This window comes from Pseudomonas sp. LBUM1662 (assembly GCF_059695915.1).
On sequence record NZ_CP166793.1, the window covers coordinates 525,404 to 543,404 of the forward strand.

The following is an 18,001-nucleotide window of genomic DNA, read 5'->3' on the forward strand; positions in this document are numbered from 1 at the left end:
GGCTTGCTCGCGAAGGCGGTGTAACAGTCAATATTGATGTCGACTGACACTCCGCCTTCGCGAGCAAGCCCGCTCCCACAGGGGATTTTGCATACCGGGCAGCCATTGCAGCTGCCCGATCTTGTTGCGGTTTAGCCGATCGTCATCAAGCTCGCATTACCACCCGCCGCAGCGGTGTTAACGCTCAATGCCCGCTCAATCACCAGACGCTCCAGCGCAATGCTGGTCTCGCCCTGCGACAAACCATGAACCCCGACAATCGCACCAGCACGCTTGGCCACTTGCTGGCACACCGCGCGCAGCTGGTCGGAATGGCCATGATGCAGAACCGCATCAAACACCACTTCGTCCTTGCCCCAGTCGGAAACAAGCTTGATCTTCGCCTGAATTTCCTTCGGCAGCCGTGCGAACAGTGCCTTGGTCAATTCAGCTTCCGGCCACACTGCCGAACCGCCGATAGCCAAGACCGCTGCCAGTTGAGTCAGCAGATCGCTTTCGACTTCCGCCAGGCACAACACGTGTTCACGCGGCAGGATGGCGTAACTGTTGCGCTCGCCGGTCGGGCCCGCCAGAACACGGGTGATCCCGCTTTGCGACTGCGCCGCGAACTGCACGCACAGAGTGCTCAGGTCGCTGAACTTGTTGCTGTCGGCCCAGGCCTTCAGGGCTGTCAGCGGTTTGCTCATGGCATCGCGCAGACGAACGTCCGGTGCAACGATGGCGTCACCGCGAGCGAAAGATTGTTCGATCGCATCGGTAGGACGTGTCGACAGCAGGCGGTACAGGTACAGCGGACCACCGGCCTTCGGACCCGTGCCCGACAGGCCTTCGCCGCCGAACGGCTGCACGCCAACCACAGCACCCACGATGTTGCGGTTCACGTAGACGTTACCGGCGTTGACGTTGTCGATCACCTTGGCGATGGTCTCGTCGATCCGGGTGTGAACACCCAGCGTCAGGCCGTAGCCGGAAGCGTTGATCTGACCGATCAGTTGGTCGATGTCTTTGCGCTTGTAGCGAACCACGTGCAGCACCGGACCGAAGATCTCACGTTGCAGCTCGTCGAAGCTTTCGAGTTCGATCAGGGTCGGCATCACGAAGGTGCCGCGTTTGACTTCTTCGCTGTTGGCGATGGCCACCTGGTACACGTTGCGACCTTTGTCGCGCATGGCCTGGATGTGCTTCTCGATGCCAGCCTTGGCTTCGGCGTCGATCACCGGGCCAATGTCCACGGACAGGCGCTCAGGGTTGCCGAGACGGCATTCAGCCATGGCGCCCTTGAGCATTTCGATGACACGGTCAGCGGAATCTTCCTGCAAGCACAGCACACGCAGTGCCGAGCAACGTTGACCGGCGCTGTCGAAGGCCGACGACACCACGTCGATCACAACCTGTTCGGTCAGTGCCGAGGAGTCGACGATCATCGCGTTCTGGCCGCCGGTTTCGGCGATCAGCGGAATCGGACGACCTTGAGCATCGAGGCGACCGGCGACGTTGCGTTGCAGCAAACGAGCAACTTCGGTCGAACCGGTAAACATCACGCCTTTGACCCGATCATCGCCGACCAGACGGGCGCCGACGGTTTCGCCACGGCCCGGCAGCAGTTGCAGCACGCCTTCCGGAATCCCGGCTTCGAGCAACAAACGCACGGCTTGAGCCGCCACCAGCGGGGTTTGTTCCGCAGGTTTAGCCAATACCGGGTTACCGGCAGCCAATGCAGCAGCGACTTGACCACTGAAAATCGCCAGCGGGAAGTTCCAAGGGCTGATGCACACCACCGGACCCAGTGGGCGGTGGGCGTCGTTAGTGAAATCGTTGCGCGCCTGCACTGCGTAATAACGCAGGAAGTCCACGGCTTCACGCACTTCGGCGATGGCGTTGGCGAAGGTCTTGCCGGCTTCGCGAGCCAACAGGCCCATCAGCGGCTGGATCTCGCCTTCCATCAAATCGGCGGCACGTTCCAGAATCGCGGCGCGTTCGGCCGGCGGGGTAGCCTGCCAGATCGGTGCAGCGTTCAGGGCGCACTGGATCGCGTTGTCGACATCTTCGACGGTCGCTTCCTGTACGTGGCCAACCACGTCACGCAGATCCGACGGGTTGAGCACAGGCGCAGGTGTTTCGGAGCTGGACGCGCAACCGAGCATCGGCGCGGCTTTCCAGTGATTGTGAGCGGTGGCCAGCAGGGCGCAAGACAGGGAAGCCAGACGATGTTCGTTGGCCATGTCGATGCCGCTGGAGTTGGCGCGCTCGGCACCATAAAGATCACGCGGCAGCGGGATACGCGGGTGCGGCAGGCCGAAGCCGCCTTCCAGCGTCGCCATCTGCTCGATGCTGGCCACTGGATCGGCCACCAGCTCCTGAATCGAAATAGACTGGTCGGCGATACGGTTGACGAACGAGGTGTTCGCACCGTTTTCCAGCAGACGACGTACCAGGTACGCCAGCAGTGTTTCGTGCGTACCGACCGGTGCGTACACGCGGCACGGACGGTTCAGCTTGCCTTCGGAGACTTTGCCTACAACCTGTTCGTACAGCGGTTCACCCATGCCGTGCAGGCACTGGAACTCGTACTGGCCGGGGTAATAGTTCTGACCGGCGATGTGGTAAATAGCCGACAGGGTGTGGGCGTTGTGCGTGGCGAACTGCGGATAAATAACTTCCGGCACCGACAGCAGTTTGCGTGCACACGCAATGTAGGAAACGTCGGTGTACACCTTGCGGGTGTAGACCGGATAGCCTTCCAGGCCTTCGACCTGGGCGCGCTTGATTTCGCTGTCCCAGTACGCGCCTTTTACCAGACGGATCATCAGGCGATGACGGCTGCGGCGAGCCAGGTCGATCACGTAGTCGATTACATACGGGCAACGCTTCTGGTAAGCCTGGATCACGAAACCGATGCCGTTCCAGCCGGTCAGTTGCGGCTCGAAGCACAGGCGCTCCAGCAGATCCAGCGACAGCTCGAGGCGGTCGGCTTCTTCGGCGTCGATGTTCAGGCCGATGTCGTACTGCTTGGCCAACAAGGTCAGCGACAACAGGCGCGGGTACAACTCGTCCATCACACGCTCGTACTGCGCGCGGCTGTAACGCGGGTGCAGTGCCGAGAGCTTGATCGAAATGCCCGGGCCTTCATAAATCCCACGACCGTGGGACGCTTTGCCGATCGAGTGGATGGCTTGTTCGTACGAGGCCAGGTATTTCTGGGCGTCGTGCTCGGTGAGTGCGGCTTCACCCAGCATGTCGTAGGAATAGCGGAAGCCCTTGGCTTCGAACTTGCTGGCGTTGGCCAACGCTTCGGCGATGGTTTCGCCGGTGACGAACTGCTCGCCCATCAGGCGCATGGCCATGTCGACGCCCTTGCGGATCATCGGCTCGCCGCTCTTGCCGATGATGCGGCTCAGGGACGATGTCAGGCCCGCTTCGTTATGGGTGGCGACCAGTTTGCCGGTCAGCAACAAGCCCCAAGTGGCGGCGTTAACGAATAGCGATGGGCTATTGCCCAAGTGCGGGTGCCAGTTGCCGGTGCTGATCTTGTCGCGGATCAGCGCGTCACGGGTGCCCTTGTCCGGTATGCGCAGCAGCGCTTCGGCCAGGCACATCAGCGCTACGCCTTCCTGGGACGACAGGGAAAATTCCTGCAACAGACCCTGAACAATCCCGGCACGGCCGCCGGCGCTTTTCTGATTGCGCAGTTTTTCTGCAATCGAGGAGGCAAGCTTGTTGGTGGCTTCGGCCATCGCCGCCGGCAGACGCGCCTGCTCGATCAGCATCGGCACCACTTCAGGTTCCGGGCGACGGTAGGCGGCGGTGATCGAAGCGCGCAGCACCGATTGCGGCAGGATGCTTTCGGCGAATTCGAGGAAGCACTGGTGAGCGTGATCCAGAGGCGCATCGACGGCTTCGTCGGAATCCTTGGTCAAACCGCTCAGCTCGGTCAGGGTTGCACCACCCTCGAGTTTTTCCAGGTAATTGAAAATTGCCTGCTTGATCAGCCAGTGCGGCGTGCGATCAATCGAGGTCGCGGCCGCCTTGAGGCGCTCGCGGGTCGGGTCGTCAAGTTTGACCCCAAGGGTGGTGGTAGCCATATTTTTATCCTCATGTTTGCCACGACCGCGTGGCATCAGCTGGCCGCAAGATTAGCTGGGCAACCCTTGAGGTGCAACCGGGTGCAACCTTTTTTTTGTCGGAATAATAGGCAGCTCGTCAGGAAATAAATTCCGGTACGAACGTACCGCTTCTGCTTGGTGCTTTTAATTCTAGTAAAGCGCCAGGACTGCGCTAAAAGGGAGCAAAAACAGGGCTTTTTCAGGTAAATCCGACTAGGTGCAACTTATTCTCAAGAAATGGGTTGCACCTTATTTAGATTGTTGAATAGGATTCGCGCCCAAGGTGCAACCGGTCAAAAAAGACCGGTGTGCCGGCTGATGGCTTTCCTGGGGAAACATCAGTCATAAATGCGCGGGATCCACAATCGTCTGTCAAACGTCGTCGTTTGCGAGCGGTTAAAAAAACCGCCGCTACATAAAAACAAAGCCAGGGCGTAACTTAATGAGCGTTAGCAATCCAACACTGATCACGTTCGTGATCTACATCGCAGCAATGGTGCTGATCGGCTTCATGGCCTATCGCTCCACCAACAACCTTTCTGACTACATTCTGGGCGGCCGCAGCCTGGGCAGCGTCGTGACTGCATTGTCCGCCGGCGCCTCCGACATGAGCGGCTGGTTGTTGATGGGCCTGCCGGGCGCCATCTACATGTCCGGTCTGTCCGAAAGCTGGATCGCCATCGGCCTGATCATCGGTGCTTACCTGAACTGGCTGTTCGTCGCCGGCCGTCTGCGCGTGCAGACCGAGCACAACGGCGATGCGCTGACCCTGCCGGATTACTTCTCCAGCCGTTTTGAAGACAAAAGTGGCCTGCTGCGGATCATCTCCGCGGTCGTGATCCTGGTGTTCTTCACCATCTACTGCGCCTCCGGCATCGTGGCCGGTGCCCGTCTGTTCGAGAGCACCTTCGGCATGTCCTACGAGACAGCGCTGTGGGCCGGTGCTGCGGCGACGATTGCCTACACCTTCGTCGGCGGTTTCCTGGCAGTGAGCTGGACTGACACCGTACAAGCCACGCTGATGATATTTGCCCTGTTGCTGACGCCGATCATCGTGCTGCTGGCCACCGGCGGCGTCGACACCACGTTCCTGGCCATCGAAGCGCAAGATCCAAGCAACTTCGACATGCTGAAAAACACCACCTTCATCGGCGTGATTTCGCTGATGGGCTGGGGCCTGGGCTACTTCGGCCAGCCGCACATCCTCGCGCGTTTCATGGCGGCGGATTCGGTCAAGTCGATCGCTAAAGCACGTCGCATCTCCATGGCCTGGATGATCCTGTGCCTGGGCGGCACCGTCGCTGTAGGTTTCTTTGGTATCGCGTACTTCTCGGCGCACCCTGAACTGGCCGGTCCTGTGACCGAAAACCACGAGCGTGTGTTCATCGAGCTGGCGAAAATCCTGTTCAACCCATGGATTGCCGGTGTACTGCTGTCGGCCATTCTGGCTGCCGTCATGAGCACCCTGAGCTGCCAACTGTTGGTGTGCTCGAGCGCCCTGACCGAAGACTTCTACAAAACCTTCCTGCGTAAAACCGCTTCCCAGGTTGAACTGGTCTGGGTCGGTCGCGCCATGGTGCTGCTGGTTGCCCTGATCGCCATCGCGTTGGCCGCTAACCCGGAAAACCGTGTACTGGGTCTGGTCAGCTACGCCTGGGCAGGTTTCGGTGCTGCATTCGGTCCGGTGGTCCTGATCTCCGTGATCTGGAAAGACATGACCCGCAACGGCGCACTGGCCGGTATCCTGGTCGGCGCGATCACCGTGATCGTGTGGAAACACTTTGAGCTGCTGGGCCTGTACGAAATCATCCCTGGTTTCATCTTCGCCAGCCTGGCGATCTACATCGTCAGCAAACTGGGCTCGCCGACTCACGGCATGCTTCAGCGCTTCGCCGCTGCCGAGGCTGATTTCCGCCTGAACAAGTGATCGGGATGAGCTGATGCTCTGAACGTTCGCCGAACATGAAAACGGCCCGCTTCCATTTGGAGGCGGGCCGTTTTTTTGTTTTCGGGGAATGGTTTGGTGTTTTTGATGGCCTCTTCGCGGGCAAGCCTCGCTCCTACGGATTTGTGTGTTCTGTAGGAGCGAGGCTTGCCCGCGAAGAGGCCATCAGCAGCAACACACTACTTTTGCAGGGAATGTCTGTAGCCAACCATCCCAACTTTCGAAGGAAAAATCCCTAAAAAAGTAGGGCAAATCTGATTTTCCTGTCCCTCCCTCAACACCCCTTGTCGCTCATGCAGAATCGCCCGCCTTCATTCTGTAGAGACACATCGGATGTTCGCTCCTGCCAATCAACCGCGTTTCACGTTGACGATCGACGGCGTCCAGAATGAGCTCAAGGTGCTTGAGTTCACGGGCACGGAAGCCATCAGCCAACCCTACCGCTTTGACCTGGAACTGGTCAGTGAACGGCCGGACATCGAGCTCGAAAGCTTGCTGCATCGTCAGGCCTTTCTGAGTTTCGATGCACACGGTTCCGGCATACACGGTCAGATTTTTCGCGTCGGCCAAAGCGATTCCGGGAAACGTCTGACGGGCTATCAGATCAGCCTTGTACCGCGACTGACCTACCTCGGTCAGCGCATCAATCAGCGGATCTTCCAGCACAAAAGCGTGCCGGCGATCATCGCGCAGGTCCTCAAGGACCACGGCATCCAGCGCGATGCATTCGAATTTCAACTCGGCAGCGACTACGCGCCTCGTGAGTACTGCGTGCAATACGCCGAAAGCGATCTGGCGTTCATCCAGCGGCTGTGTGCCGAGATCGGCATTCACTACCACTTCCAGCACACCCCCGACGGGCATCTGTTGGTGTTCGGCGATGACCAGACTGTTTTTCCGCGCCTGCCCGAGTCGACGCTGTACCTTCCGGGCAGCGGTATGGCGGCGGATGCGCCGGCCATCAAGCGCTTCAACGTACGCCTGGAGACCCGGACCACGGCGGTCACCCGGCGCGATTACGACTTCCAGAAACCGCGCCTGCAACTTGAAAACCGTGTCGACAGCGAACAGCGCCCGGTGCTGGAGGACTACCACTTTCCCGGCCAATTCACCGATCGCGAATACGGCAAACAGCTGACGCAACGAGCTTTAGAGCGCCACAACGCAGACTTCCGTCAGGCCGAAGGTCGTGGCGACGATTCTGCCTTGGTCAGCGGACATTTCCTGCACCTTGCCGAGCACCCGCGTCAGGCGTGGAACGATCTGTGGCTGATCACTGCAATCGAACACCGTGGCCGACAGCCGCAAGTGCTGGAAGAGTCGGCCACCAGCGATGATCCGGAAGATTTCCAGGGCTATCGCAATACCTTTCTGGCGACGCCGTGGGACGTTTCGTTTCGTCCACCGTTGGGGCCGGAAAAGCCCCGGATGCTCGGCTATCAACCGGCTGTGGTCACCGGTCCGGTCGACAGCGAAATCCATTGCGACGAGTTTGGGCGGGTCAAGGTTCAGCTCGCCTGGGATCGCGACGGTCAGCTCAACGAACATTCCAGTTGCTGGTTGCGGGTCGCCACGGGCTGGGCCCACGACCATTACGGCAGCGTGCTGATCCCCCGAGTCGGCATGGAAGTGCTGGTGGGTTTCATCGACGCCGATGCCGACAAACCGCTGGTGATGGGGTGCCTGCCCAACGCCGCGACGCCAGTGCCGCTGGACCTGCCTGCTGACAAGACCCGCAGTATTTTCCGCAGCCAAAGTAGTCCGGGCGGCGGCGGTTACAACGAATTGCGCATCGAGGATCGCAAAGGCGCCGAAGAAATCTACCTGCGCGCCCAGCGAAACTGGACGCAGCACGTATTGAATGATCAGCAGGTGCAGGTTGATAACCAGCGCAGCATTGTCGTCACGGGTACCGCGCGCCATGAGTTGAAGGCTGACGAGCAGCGCATCACCCACGGCCAGCGTCAGGCCGAAGTGAAGCTTGACGATCACTTGGTGGTGGTCGGTGACCGGCACATTCGTGTGACCAGCCAGGCGCTGAATGCCAGCCAGCAATTCCACGTCAGCGCCGGCCAGCAAGTGGTCATCGATGGCGGTGCCAGCGCGACGATTCAGGCGGGCGGGCAGTGGATCAACATTGGGCCCGGCGGGATTTTCAGCAGCGTGCCGATTCAGGTGGGCGGTGCGCTGATGCCGTCGATGGCGGCCACGCCTGTGTCGCCGAATACGCCGTTGAAACTCGTCGCCGCCCCGGCTGCTGTGCTAAGCGCCGCACAGATCATGAGCCTGCAAAGTGATGCGCCGTTCTGTGAGGAATGCGAGCGCTGCAAGGACGGTGTCTGTGCCGCCTGATCGCTTGTCACCCCACGCCTGGCTGGAACGCCAACCGCTCAAACCTTCCGAGCAGTTGTTTGCGATTTTCGGCAACGCCAGTGCTGCACAGCCGTTCGACGCTTGGCAACGCACGGCCACCGCACAAGCGCCGAGCCCGATCTGGGCCGACACCGCCTACGCAGAGTGGGAACCGGTAATGCCCTATGTCGGAATCGTCGCCGCGGGCAGTGAGTTTCTGGAGTGGGTGGTCACGACGGAGTCTTGTGACTGGGGTTGGCTGGCGGTTTCTTCTGCCTCTCAAGACGCGCTGGTCGAGCATCTGCGCAGCCTCACTCAAGTGCTTTTGCCTAACGGCAATGCGGTGTTTTTTCGGTTCTGGGATGGGCGTTATCTGTTGCCGATTTTTCAGTCTGCCGACGTTAACCCTGCGCAATTAATGCCGGTGATTGACCGCTGTTTGATCAATGGGCAGCCGCTCGATATCCGCGGCAGTGCATTGAAAACCTCCCGGGTTTTTCCGTGGTGGGAAGTTTCCGAGCCGCTGCTCGAACACCTCGCCGCCGAGTCAGCGACTACCCGCATCAACAACTTGATCAAGTGGTTGAGCGAAGACCGTCCTGATCTTTTTGAGGCGTTTTCGGAGCGGGTGTTGCGGCACAAAGTCTCGATCTTTCTACAGACGCCGGACCTGCCTCAAGCACCGAAACAAGCCTTGGTGGATTACCTGATGGTGGAGTTGAACTGATGGATCAGATTGTGCGGATCGAGCAAGAGCTCGACGGATTTAAAGACACGTTGGTTTTGTATCGCGAGCAGCTTGGCGAGTTCTTGAGTCGGAATGCGGACAGGGTCAGCCGGGCGACTGACATGCCTTCGCTGATGGACATGGAGCGGAAGATCAAACTGGGAAATACCAGTAAGTCCGTAAGCCAAAGTGACGATGATTTTTTCTCCAGTGTTGCGCAGTGCCCAGCAAATCGAATTCTTGAAATCGAAAGCAAGTTTGAGTCGGTCTACGACATTCCGTTGGGGAACATTTCGGTTGATGTGATTGCCATGGATGGGGGCAAGCGCACATCGGTCACGCTCGATGAAAACGGTAAGGGACAGTTCGAAGGCGAACCCGGAAAGTTCTATCGCGTTCATGTCCAGAGTGAAGTCACTCCAGGGCAAATTGATGATCTTTTTTCCTCTTACGACGGCCTGACCACAGAGCTGGAGAGTTGGCTGCGCAAAGAGTGGGAGGGATTTAAACCGCAGTGGTCGCAGCAATCGGCGTCGGCATCGTTGGCCGCAGTGGGCAATGGAATGCTTGCGGGAGGTTGGGCGGCGATTCAGGAGGTTTGGGATGGCATTGGTGAAATTTCCGACATCCTGAAAGACCCCGGCGCCTTTGCCGAGAAGTTGGGTGAAAGCGCTGGCCAATTTGCCGAACTGGCCGAATCTGCCCCCGAATTGATGGAAAAAGCCATGTTGCTGGCCAGCGACGAGGCGGCGCTGTGTTTACTTATGCGCACCGCGATGTTGTGGCTAGAAGCATTGCCACCCTCGCAACTGGCCGGGTCCTCGGCCGAAGCCATCTCCAAGGTCGTCGTTGGTTTGGTCATCGACTTGTTGATTGGCTTGGTGCTGAGCGTGGTTGGGGTGGGCATTGCCTGGCTGACAGTAAGACTGACCAAGTACAGCGCGCAGATTTTTCAGGCCGCCATGGGCTTTGTGAAGTCGATGGTCACGATCATCAATAACTTCATGGAGTATGTCGACCGCTACAAAACAGTTGCTGCGCGCGGTGTGGCCGCGGGCCTCAAACAAGGTCGCCTGCAACTGCGCTGGGATGCCAAACGCAACACCACCCTCAAGCAAAACGAACACCACGACGACGCCTCAAAGCAGGCCACAAACCCCAACGGCGACAGCGCCGATTCCGTCGATAAAACCGCCACCAACAAATGCCCGGTCTCGATGGTCACCGGCGAAGAACTGCTGACCCTCACCGACGGTTCGCTGGACGGCATCCTGCCGTTCGACTTCACCCGGCTCTACCGCACCAGCGCTGCCGAAATCGATACCGGCCTCGGATTCGGCTGGAGCCATTCGTTATCCCATCGACTGGAAATCGACGGTGAAACGGTCATCTGGATCGACCACGAAAACCGTCGCACCACTTTCCCGCTGCCCAACAGCGAACGCCCGGCAATCCACAACAGTCTCTCGCGCGCCGCGATTTATCTGGGTAACGAACCCGAAGAACTGATCCTCGCCCAGGCCGGCGAAGAAGCACGTTTCTACCATTTTCATAATGGTTTTCTCACAACCATCAGCGACGCTTACAACAACCGCCTGCGCATCACCCGCGACCGTCAGGACCGCATTCTGCGCCTCGACAACGGCGCCGGCCGCGCCTTGCTACTACGTTATGAGCGCAGCCATCTGGTCGCCGTCGACTATCAGGTTTTTGTCCCCGCCCAGACCCTCGAAGAAGCCTGGCAGACCGAGCAAACACTGGTCTGTTACCGCTACGACGAACGCGCGCGACTGATCGAAGCCACCAACGCCGCCGATGAAAGCGAGCGCTACGACTACGACGATCAGCACGTCATCCTGCAGCGGCAACTGGCCGGTGGGGCGAGTTTCTTCTGGGAGTGGGAAAGGTCCGGCAAGTCCGCCAGATGCATCCGCCACTGGGCGTCGTTTGCGCAGATGGACGCGCGGTATATCTGGGATGAAGAGGGCAGCGTCACTGTCCACAACATCGACGGCAGCGAAGAGGTTTACGTCCACGACGAGCGAGCGCGGCTGGTGCGCAAGGTCGAGCTGGACGGCGGTGAACAGCTCAAGGCTTACGACGATCAAGGTCGGTTGATTGCCGAACAAGACCCGCTCGGCGCCGTCACCGAATACCGCTACGACGAAGTCGGACGGCTGGTCGCGCTGATTCCACCGCAAGACGAACCAACGTCCTACGAGTACCGCAACGGTTTCCTGCACGCGCGCTATCGCGGCAAAGCCGTGTGGAAGTATCAGCGCAATGCCCAGGGTGACATCACCGAAGCGACCGACCCCGACGGCCACGTCACCCACTATCACTACGACGAAAAAGGTCAGCTGCTGTCGATCCGCTACCCGGACACCAGTCGGCATGTCTTCGTCTGGAATGGCTTGGGGCAACTGGTCGAAGAGACACTGCCGGACGGTGGCGTTCGGCGGTTTTCCTACGATGCGCTGGGGCGGCAGATTACCCGGCAGGACGAACACGGCGCGATCACCAAGTCCCGGTGGGATGCCATCGGCCGACTGATTCAGACGACGCTTCCTACAGGCGCCAGTCGCGCGTTCAGCTACAACGCCTACGGAAAAATCACCGCCGAACGTGATGAACTGGGCCACGTCACGCGCTACGAATACGTCGACGATCTGCATCTGGTCAGCCGTCGTTTTAATGCCGATTGCACCCAGCTCAAGTATCGCTACGACAACGCGCAACTGCTTCTTACCGAGATCGAAAACGAATCCGGTGAAAAGTATCAGCTGGACTACACGCCCAGCGGATTGATCCGACAGGAAACCGGCTTCGACGGGCAACGCACCGCGTACGCCTATGACCTCAACGGGCATCTGCTGGAGAAAACCGAGTTCGGCGATGACGGTTCGCAGCTCGTCACGCAATACGAGCGCGATACCGCCGGGCGGTTGCTGGTCAAAACACTGCCCGACGGCATCAAGGTTGAATACCGCTACGACAGCCTCGGCCGCCTGATCGGCGTCGACGACGGCCACGACCATCCGCTGGAATTCGAGTACGACCAACAGGATCGCCTGATCACCGAGCATCAGGGCTGGGGCACGCTGCGTTATGGCTACGACGCCTGCGGCCAGCTCAATCGCCTGCGCCTGCCGGACGGCAGCAAACTCGATTACCACCACGCCAAGGGCGGCGCGCTAACGGCCATCGACCTCAACGGTGCGCGACTCACCAGCCACCAATTTGCCTTCGGCCGCGAGCAGCAGCGCCAGCAAGGTCAACTGCTCAGCGACTTTTCTTACGACGATCAGGGGCGCCTGAAAGCCCACGCTGTCAGCCAACAGCAGCAACCGCTCTATCGCCGGGATTATGCCTACAGCGCCAACGGCAATCTCGACAGCATCGCCGACACCCGTCACGGCCAACGCAACTACCAATACGACCCGCTCAACCGCCTGACCCGCGTCCGTCACACCCGCGACGACCCACCGGAAACCTTCGCCCACGACCCCGCCGGCAACCTGTTGATGCAAGATCGGCCCGGTTTGGCGACCGTTAAAGGTAATCGCCTGCTGATGCAAGGCGATCGGCATTACGACTACGACGCCTTCGGCAATTTGATTCGTGAACGCCGCGGCACTGCGCAAAAACTCGTCACCGAATACCGCTATGACTGCCAGCACCGATTAGTCGGCGTCACAACCCCAGATGGCCGTTGCACAAATTATCGCTACGACGCCTTCGGCCGCCGCATCGCCAAAACCGTCGACGGCAAAACCACCGAGTTCTTCTGGCAAGGCGACAACCTCATCGCCGAAAGCAGCCGCGAACACTACCGCAGCTACCTCTACGAACCCGGCAGCTTCCGCCCCCTCGCCCTGCTCGACGGCAAAGGCCCGCGCAAAGCTTGCCCGTTTTACTACCAACTCGACCACCTCGGCACGCCACAGGAGCTGACCGATTTTGGTGGCGAGATCGTGTGGTCGGCGAAGTACAACGCCTACGGCAAAGTCACGCGCCAGACGTTCGGCGGGGGCGAGCAACTTGAGCAGCCGTTGCGGTTTCAGGGGCAGTATTTTGATGTTGAGAGCGGTCTGCACTACAACCGGCATCGGTACTATGATCCGCAGGTTGGCCGATACCTGACGCCGGACCCGATCAAGTTGGCGGGTGGGCTGAACCAGTACCAGTACACGCCGAATCCGACGGGGTGGGTTGATCCGTTGGGGTTGAGCGGGAACTGTCCGCCACCGAATAAGCCTGGGTGCGGGGCGCCGGATGATACGACTGGCGTTAAGGTTGATGAGGGTGAGCCGGCGCTACCGAAGCTGTCGGGTGATCAGCGGAGGGCGCGGATTGATGTGTTGGCTGAGGCGAACGCTAAGCGGCGGGTCGAGGAGTTTGAGGAGTTGTATGGCATGCATACCGTTGCGAAGCATAATCCCGAAATACCAGATGCAGCTTTAAAACAACGGTCTATTGATGGGAGTCACCCAACTAAACCAGGAGTAATGGAGGGGGTTAATTCTAGCTCTCAATTCAATAGCTGGTTACTGCAGCTTAACGCGATTAATGATGCGGTCTCTAGGATGAATCGAAACCCTCCCGCGCCTACAGGATTCACTACTAGAGGAGATCCAATTGTTAGAAAAGAGATGCCAAATGCTGGTAGAGGGTATAAACCAAATAATAGGGACCGAAATAATCCAAGATATATAGATGAGCTAAATTATTCTGAGGTTAGATTTCGACGGCAGGATGTGAAAAAGCCTTATACGGCGTTCCCAGATTAGGAAGTTGAGATGTTGAAGTGGCCGATGTTCGATCTACCGTTTGAGCCCGTGCTTTCATATTGGTTGGGAGGTATTTCTACATATGATATTGAAGAAACTCTGGGCGTAGCTTTGTCGGCGTACGACCCGAACGATGACGCCGATAGAGAAGTCGTTATAAGAGATTTTATATTAGCTCGTTTTGATGATCTTACTTATAAGCATAGATTTTTAATGTTTAAGCTGCTTGAGGCGTATTTAAAGCTTCCGGAATTTGATTTTTCTGAACAATTCGAAAGTAATTACGATGAGAATACTTGCGTTGCATGGGACGAAACGCAAATAGATGATGCTCGCGGTTTTTTTGAGGATATATATAGACTGGCCAGCGAAGAGTGGAGGAGCGATCTTCAAAAAGCTAGTCTCGAAGATCAATCTGGTTGGTGATTTGTAATGACTGAGAATATAACGCGAGAGTTGATACTGGAATGGGCGTATAACGACGACATCGTTATTGACATGTATGAAAGTGGCGATGATGGTGATGCTGCAATTTTCCAAAGCTCAGTAATGGATATTTTTGGTGCAATCGGCTTGATGGAGTTGGCGGCCGATCCAGCTTGCCCGAGTAGATTGTATTTTGCAGGTTTGCTTTCTAAATGTTTTTTGTGGATGTTTCGCCAAAGTGCAAAACTGCCGTTTCATAGCTCTCGATTTCGCGGAATTATGTCGAGAGATGAGTATCGACAGGAAAATTTGAAACGAGAAGATAAGTTTTACGAGCTTTGCTTGGTTTTAGACAGTATGCGAACGATTAATGATCCTGCGGTCCAGTCGCTGTATAAGCAGGTTCTAGATTTTAGGAATGATCAAAGTGACAGTGGATCGAAATTTTATTATGAGTGCTATGCCAAGTTGACGTTGAAGCAGTTTGAGTAGTAAGTTTTTTGTGCCGCTTGTAGCGTTTAGATAGGTAGTTTGTTCGAAATAGATGAGGAAGAAGCATCAAGCTGGCCTCATGAGGAGTGGTACAAATTGGAGAACCCTAGGGGATTTTTTCAGCATGTCTACACGCTGGCGCTAGAGGGGAAGACGATTTGCTCAAAGCGAGTCAGGAAGATAGAGCCACGTGGTGAGTGACGAAGCATTCCGATAGGCCGATATAGCGAAATTTCCGGGCAAGCCCATCGGAAGTTTCCTTCAACTCGTATCGGTTTCCATGAACTGGTTTGAAATGCATTCCATCGATAGTCTCTGGTGGTCACTGAAAATTCAGTGGCGGGGTGTAGGAGCCCTTCAAAGTCGATGGAAATGTATTAGCGTCGAAGCTTGGTTTGCGGCCGTGAACGTGCGTCCGTAAGATCAGTTGCGGCGGTTGTGCGCGGGCACGCTTCGGCGTGGTCGAGTTTTCCAAAGGCCTCGATACTCCTACCCCGCGCATGACTGCCACCCCAGCCTGTAGGAGGGCTGATGGCAGTTCCTGTCTACTGTCTTTGGAATTTGAAAATGAAAACACTTCACCCCGACCCTCCCTACGAAAAACCAATCCCCCACCCCAAAAGCCGCTTCATGGCCCTCACCAGCAACTGCACCGACATGCCCACACTCTTCGTCGATACCCACGCGCCGCTCGATGTTTTATACGACGCCGCCAACTATCGAATTCGCGCCGTTACGCAGGTGCTGGAGAACATGTCGATGCGCGGATCGGTTGAGTGTGAGTCGTTCATTCTTAGTGATTTTGCGCTGCTGTGTGCCATTCCGTTGCGGGATGGGTGTGATGTGCTGGATGTGATCGGGCGGCGGTTGCGGGCTCGGTCACCGGAGTAACGGCGCGAATGATCGTTCCCACGCTCTGCGTGGGAATGCAGCCCACGACGCTCCGCGTCACATTGGTACCAGGCGCGAGTTCGGTTGTGCGGCTGGAACGCGGAGCGTCCCTTGAGGCATTCCCACGCGGGAGCGTGGGAACGATCAGCGTCAGGTTCGTGGGGCTGCAAGTGCCCGCTCGGCTGCGAGGCCCTGACGTTCGCCTCGGTACAAGGTAAACTTCCCGGCCTTCGCAGGAGCAATCATGAATTATCGTCACGCCTTCCATGCCGGCAATCACGCCGATGTGTTCAAACACCTGACTTTGACCCGCCTCATCGCCCTGATGTCGCGCAAGGAGCAGCCGTTTGCCTATCTCGACACTCACGCCGGCATTGGTCTGTATGACCTGCAGGGTGATCAGGCGAGCCGTACCGGTGAGTACCTGGAAGGTATTGCGCGTCTGTGGGATCAGCCGGATCTGCCGGCGCTGACCGCCGATTACATGAAGGTGCTGCACGACATGAACCCGGATGGCCAGTTGCGCTATTACCCGGGGTCGCCGGAGCTGGCGCGGCGTCTGACGCGGCCGCAGGATCGGGTGATGCTCAACGAGAAGCACCCCGAAGACGGTTTGCTGCTCAAGGACAACATGGCCGGTGACCGTCGGGTGAAGGTGCATCTGGGCGAAGGCTGGCATGTGCCGCGTGCGATGTTGCCGGTGCAGGAGAAGCGGGCGGTGATGTTGATTGATCCGCCGTTCGAGCAGCTCGATGAGATGCAGCGCTGTGCGGCGTCGCTGAAAGAAGCGATTGGCCGGATGCGCCAAACCGTGGCGGCGATCTGGTACCCGGTGAAGGACCAGCGCATGCTGCGTCGCTTTTATCAGGATCTGGCCGGTACGGGCGCGCCGAAGTTGTTGCGCGTGGAGTTGCTGGTGCATCCGCTGGATACGCCGAACAGTCTTAATGGGTCCGGGTTGGCGATTGCGAATCCGCCGTGGGGGCTGGAAGAGGAATTGCGTGAGTTGCTGCCGTGGTTGTCCCAGAAGCTTGGGCAGACCCAGGGTGGGTGGCAGATGGATTGGTTGATAGCTGAATAGGGTTAATCGATAAGCAAGATCAAAAGATCGCAGCCTCGTTTCACTCGACAGCTCCTACAACGGAATGAGTATTTCCTGTAGGAGCTTGGGCAGACCCAGGGTGGGTGGCAGATGGATTGGTTGATAGCTGAATAGGGTTAATCGATAAGCAAGATCAAAAGATCGCAGCCTCGTTTCACTCGACAGCTCCTACAACGGAATGAGTATTTCCTGTAGGAGCTTGGGCAGACCCAGGGTGGGTGGCAGATGGATTGGTTGATTGCCGAATAGGGTTAATCGATAAGCAAGATCAAAAGATCGCAGCCTCGTTTCACTCGACAGCTCCTACATTTGGAATGCGTATTTCCTGTAGGAGCTTGGGCAGACCCAGGGTGGGTGGCAGATGGATTGGTTGATTGCCGAATAGGGTTAGTCGATAAGCAAGATCAAAAGATCGCAGCCTCGTTTTACTCGACAGCTCCTACAGGGAAATGCAAAACCCTTGTAGGAGCTGTCGAGTGAAACGAGGCTGCGATCTTTTGCTTTTTGGGGTTTAGATCGGGCAGGTCACGCCTGTACCGCCAATCCCGCAATACCCTTCCGGATTCTTCGCCAGGTATTGCTGGTGATACGCCTCGGCGAAGTAGAACGTCGGCGCTTCGTCGATTTCAGTGGTGATTTCGCCTTTGCCAGCCTTGGTCAATTCAGCCTGGAACACTTTCTCGCTGGCCTTGGCCGCGTCCAGTTGAGTCGGGTTGGTCGCATAGATCACAGAGCGATACTGCGTGCCGATGTCGTTGCCCTGACGCATGCCTTGCGTCGGGTTATGCAATTCCCAGAACATTTTCAGCAGTTCTTCGTAGCTGACTTTTGCCGGTTCGTAGACCACCAGCACCACTTCGCTGTGGCCGGTCAGGCCGGAGCAGACTTCTTCGTACGTCGGGTTCGGCGTGAAACCGCCGGCATAACCCACCGCCGTACTGACCACCCCTTCACGTTGCCAGAACTTGCGTTCCGCGCCCCAGAAGCAGCCCAGGCCGAAGATCGCGAAATCCACGTCCATCGCAAACGGGCCCAGCAGCGGGGCGTCGTGGACGAAGTGTTTTTCCGGCACGGTCATTGGCGTTTCGCGGCCAGGCAGAGCTTGTTCTTTGGTAGGGAGCACGTTTTTGTTCACCAGGATTTCCGAGCGCAAGACCATCATCAGTCCCCTCA

11 protein-coding genes are annotated in these 18,001 nt (G+C 57.7%); 9 read left to right on the forward strand and 2 right to left on the reverse strand.

The features are described from left to right. Positions 1 to 131: 131 nt before the first annotated feature. Entirely contained in the window at positions 132 to 4,082 is a 3,951-nt protein-coding gene (gene putA, locus ACA049_RS02350) for a trifunctional transcriptional regulator/proline dehydrogenase/L-glutamate gamma-semialdehyde dehydrogenase (RefSeq protein WP_497332818.1), read from the reverse strand. Between the two features lie 463 nt (positions 4,083 to 4,545). Between putA and putP the strand changes: the two genes are divergently transcribed. The 9 genes from putP (at position 4,546) to ACA049_RS02395 (ending at position 16,807) form a co-directional block, all read left to right on the forward strand. Further along, positions 4,546 to 6,030: a sodium/proline symporter PutP gene (gene putP, locus ACA049_RS02355; protein ID WP_497332820.1), complete on the forward strand. Its 1,485-nt coding sequence runs from the start codon at positions 4,546 to 4,548 to the stop codon at positions 6,028 to 6,030. A gap of 35 nt (positions 6,031 to 6,065) precedes the next feature. Beyond that, positions 6,066 to 6,287, forward strand: a complete 222-nt coding sequence (locus ACA049_RS02360) for a hypothetical protein (protein WP_497332822.1) — start codon at positions 6,066 to 6,068, stop codon at positions 6,285 to 6,287. A 94-nt stretch (positions 6,288 to 6,381) separates the two neighbouring features. Further along, positions 6,382 to 8,400: a type VI secretion system Vgr family protein gene (locus tag ACA049_RS02365; RefSeq protein ID WP_497332824.1), complete on the forward strand. Its 2,019-nt coding sequence runs from the start codon at positions 6,382 to 6,384 to the stop codon at positions 8,398 to 8,400. Further along, positions 8,390 to 9,127: a DUF4123 domain-containing protein gene (locus tag ACA049_RS02370; protein ID WP_497332826.1), complete on the forward strand. Its 738-nt coding sequence runs from the start codon at positions 8,390 to 8,392 to the stop codon at positions 9,125 to 9,127. Before ACA049_RS02365 ends, ACA049_RS02370 begins: the two co-directional genes overlap by 11 nt. Continuing rightward, positions 9,127 to 13,917 carry an RHS repeat-associated core domain-containing protein gene (locus tag ACA049_RS02375; protein ID WP_497332828.1) on the forward strand — a complete coding sequence of 1,597 codons (4,791 nt, stop codon included), beginning with the start codon at positions 9,127 to 9,129 and terminating at the stop codon, positions 13,915 to 13,917. Before ACA049_RS02370 ends, ACA049_RS02375 begins: the two co-directional genes overlap by 1 nt. A 9-nt stretch (positions 13,918 to 13,926) precedes the next feature. Next, the gene (locus tag ACA049_RS02380; protein WP_497332830.1) at positions 13,927 to 14,343 is read left to right on the forward strand and encodes a hypothetical protein; all 417 of its coding nucleotides are present in this window, start codon (positions 13,927 to 13,929) and stop codon (positions 14,341 to 14,343) included. A gap of 6 nt (positions 14,344 to 14,349) precedes the next feature. After that, positions 14,350 to 14,835: a hypothetical protein gene (locus ACA049_RS02385; protein WP_497332832.1), complete on the forward strand. Its 486-nt coding sequence runs from the start codon at positions 14,350 to 14,352 to the stop codon at positions 14,833 to 14,835. Positions 14,836 to 15,402: 567 nt separating this feature from the next. Further along, positions 15,403 to 15,726: a hypothetical protein gene (locus ACA049_RS02390; protein ID WP_123435593.1), complete on the forward strand. Its 324-nt coding sequence runs from the start codon at positions 15,403 to 15,405 to the stop codon at positions 15,724 to 15,726. 244 nt (positions 15,727 to 15,970) lie between these two features. Then, positions 15,971 to 16,807 carry a 23S rRNA (adenine(2030)-N(6))-methyltransferase RlmJ gene (locus ACA049_RS02395; protein ID WP_045061897.1) on the forward strand — a complete coding sequence of 279 codons (837 nt, stop codon included), beginning with the start codon at positions 15,971 to 15,973 and terminating at the stop codon, positions 16,805 to 16,807. A 532-nt stretch (positions 16,808 to 17,339) separates the two neighbouring features. On the opposite strand, the gene msrA is transcribed toward ACA049_RS02395, so the two are convergent. Then, positions 17,340 to 17,987, reverse strand: coding sequence for a peptide-methionine (S)-S-oxide reductase MsrA (gene msrA / locus ACA049_RS02400; protein ID WP_497336758.1), 648 nt, complete (start codon positions 17,985 to 17,987; stop codon positions 17,340 to 17,342). Positions 17,988 to 18,001 lie beyond the last annotated feature (14 nt).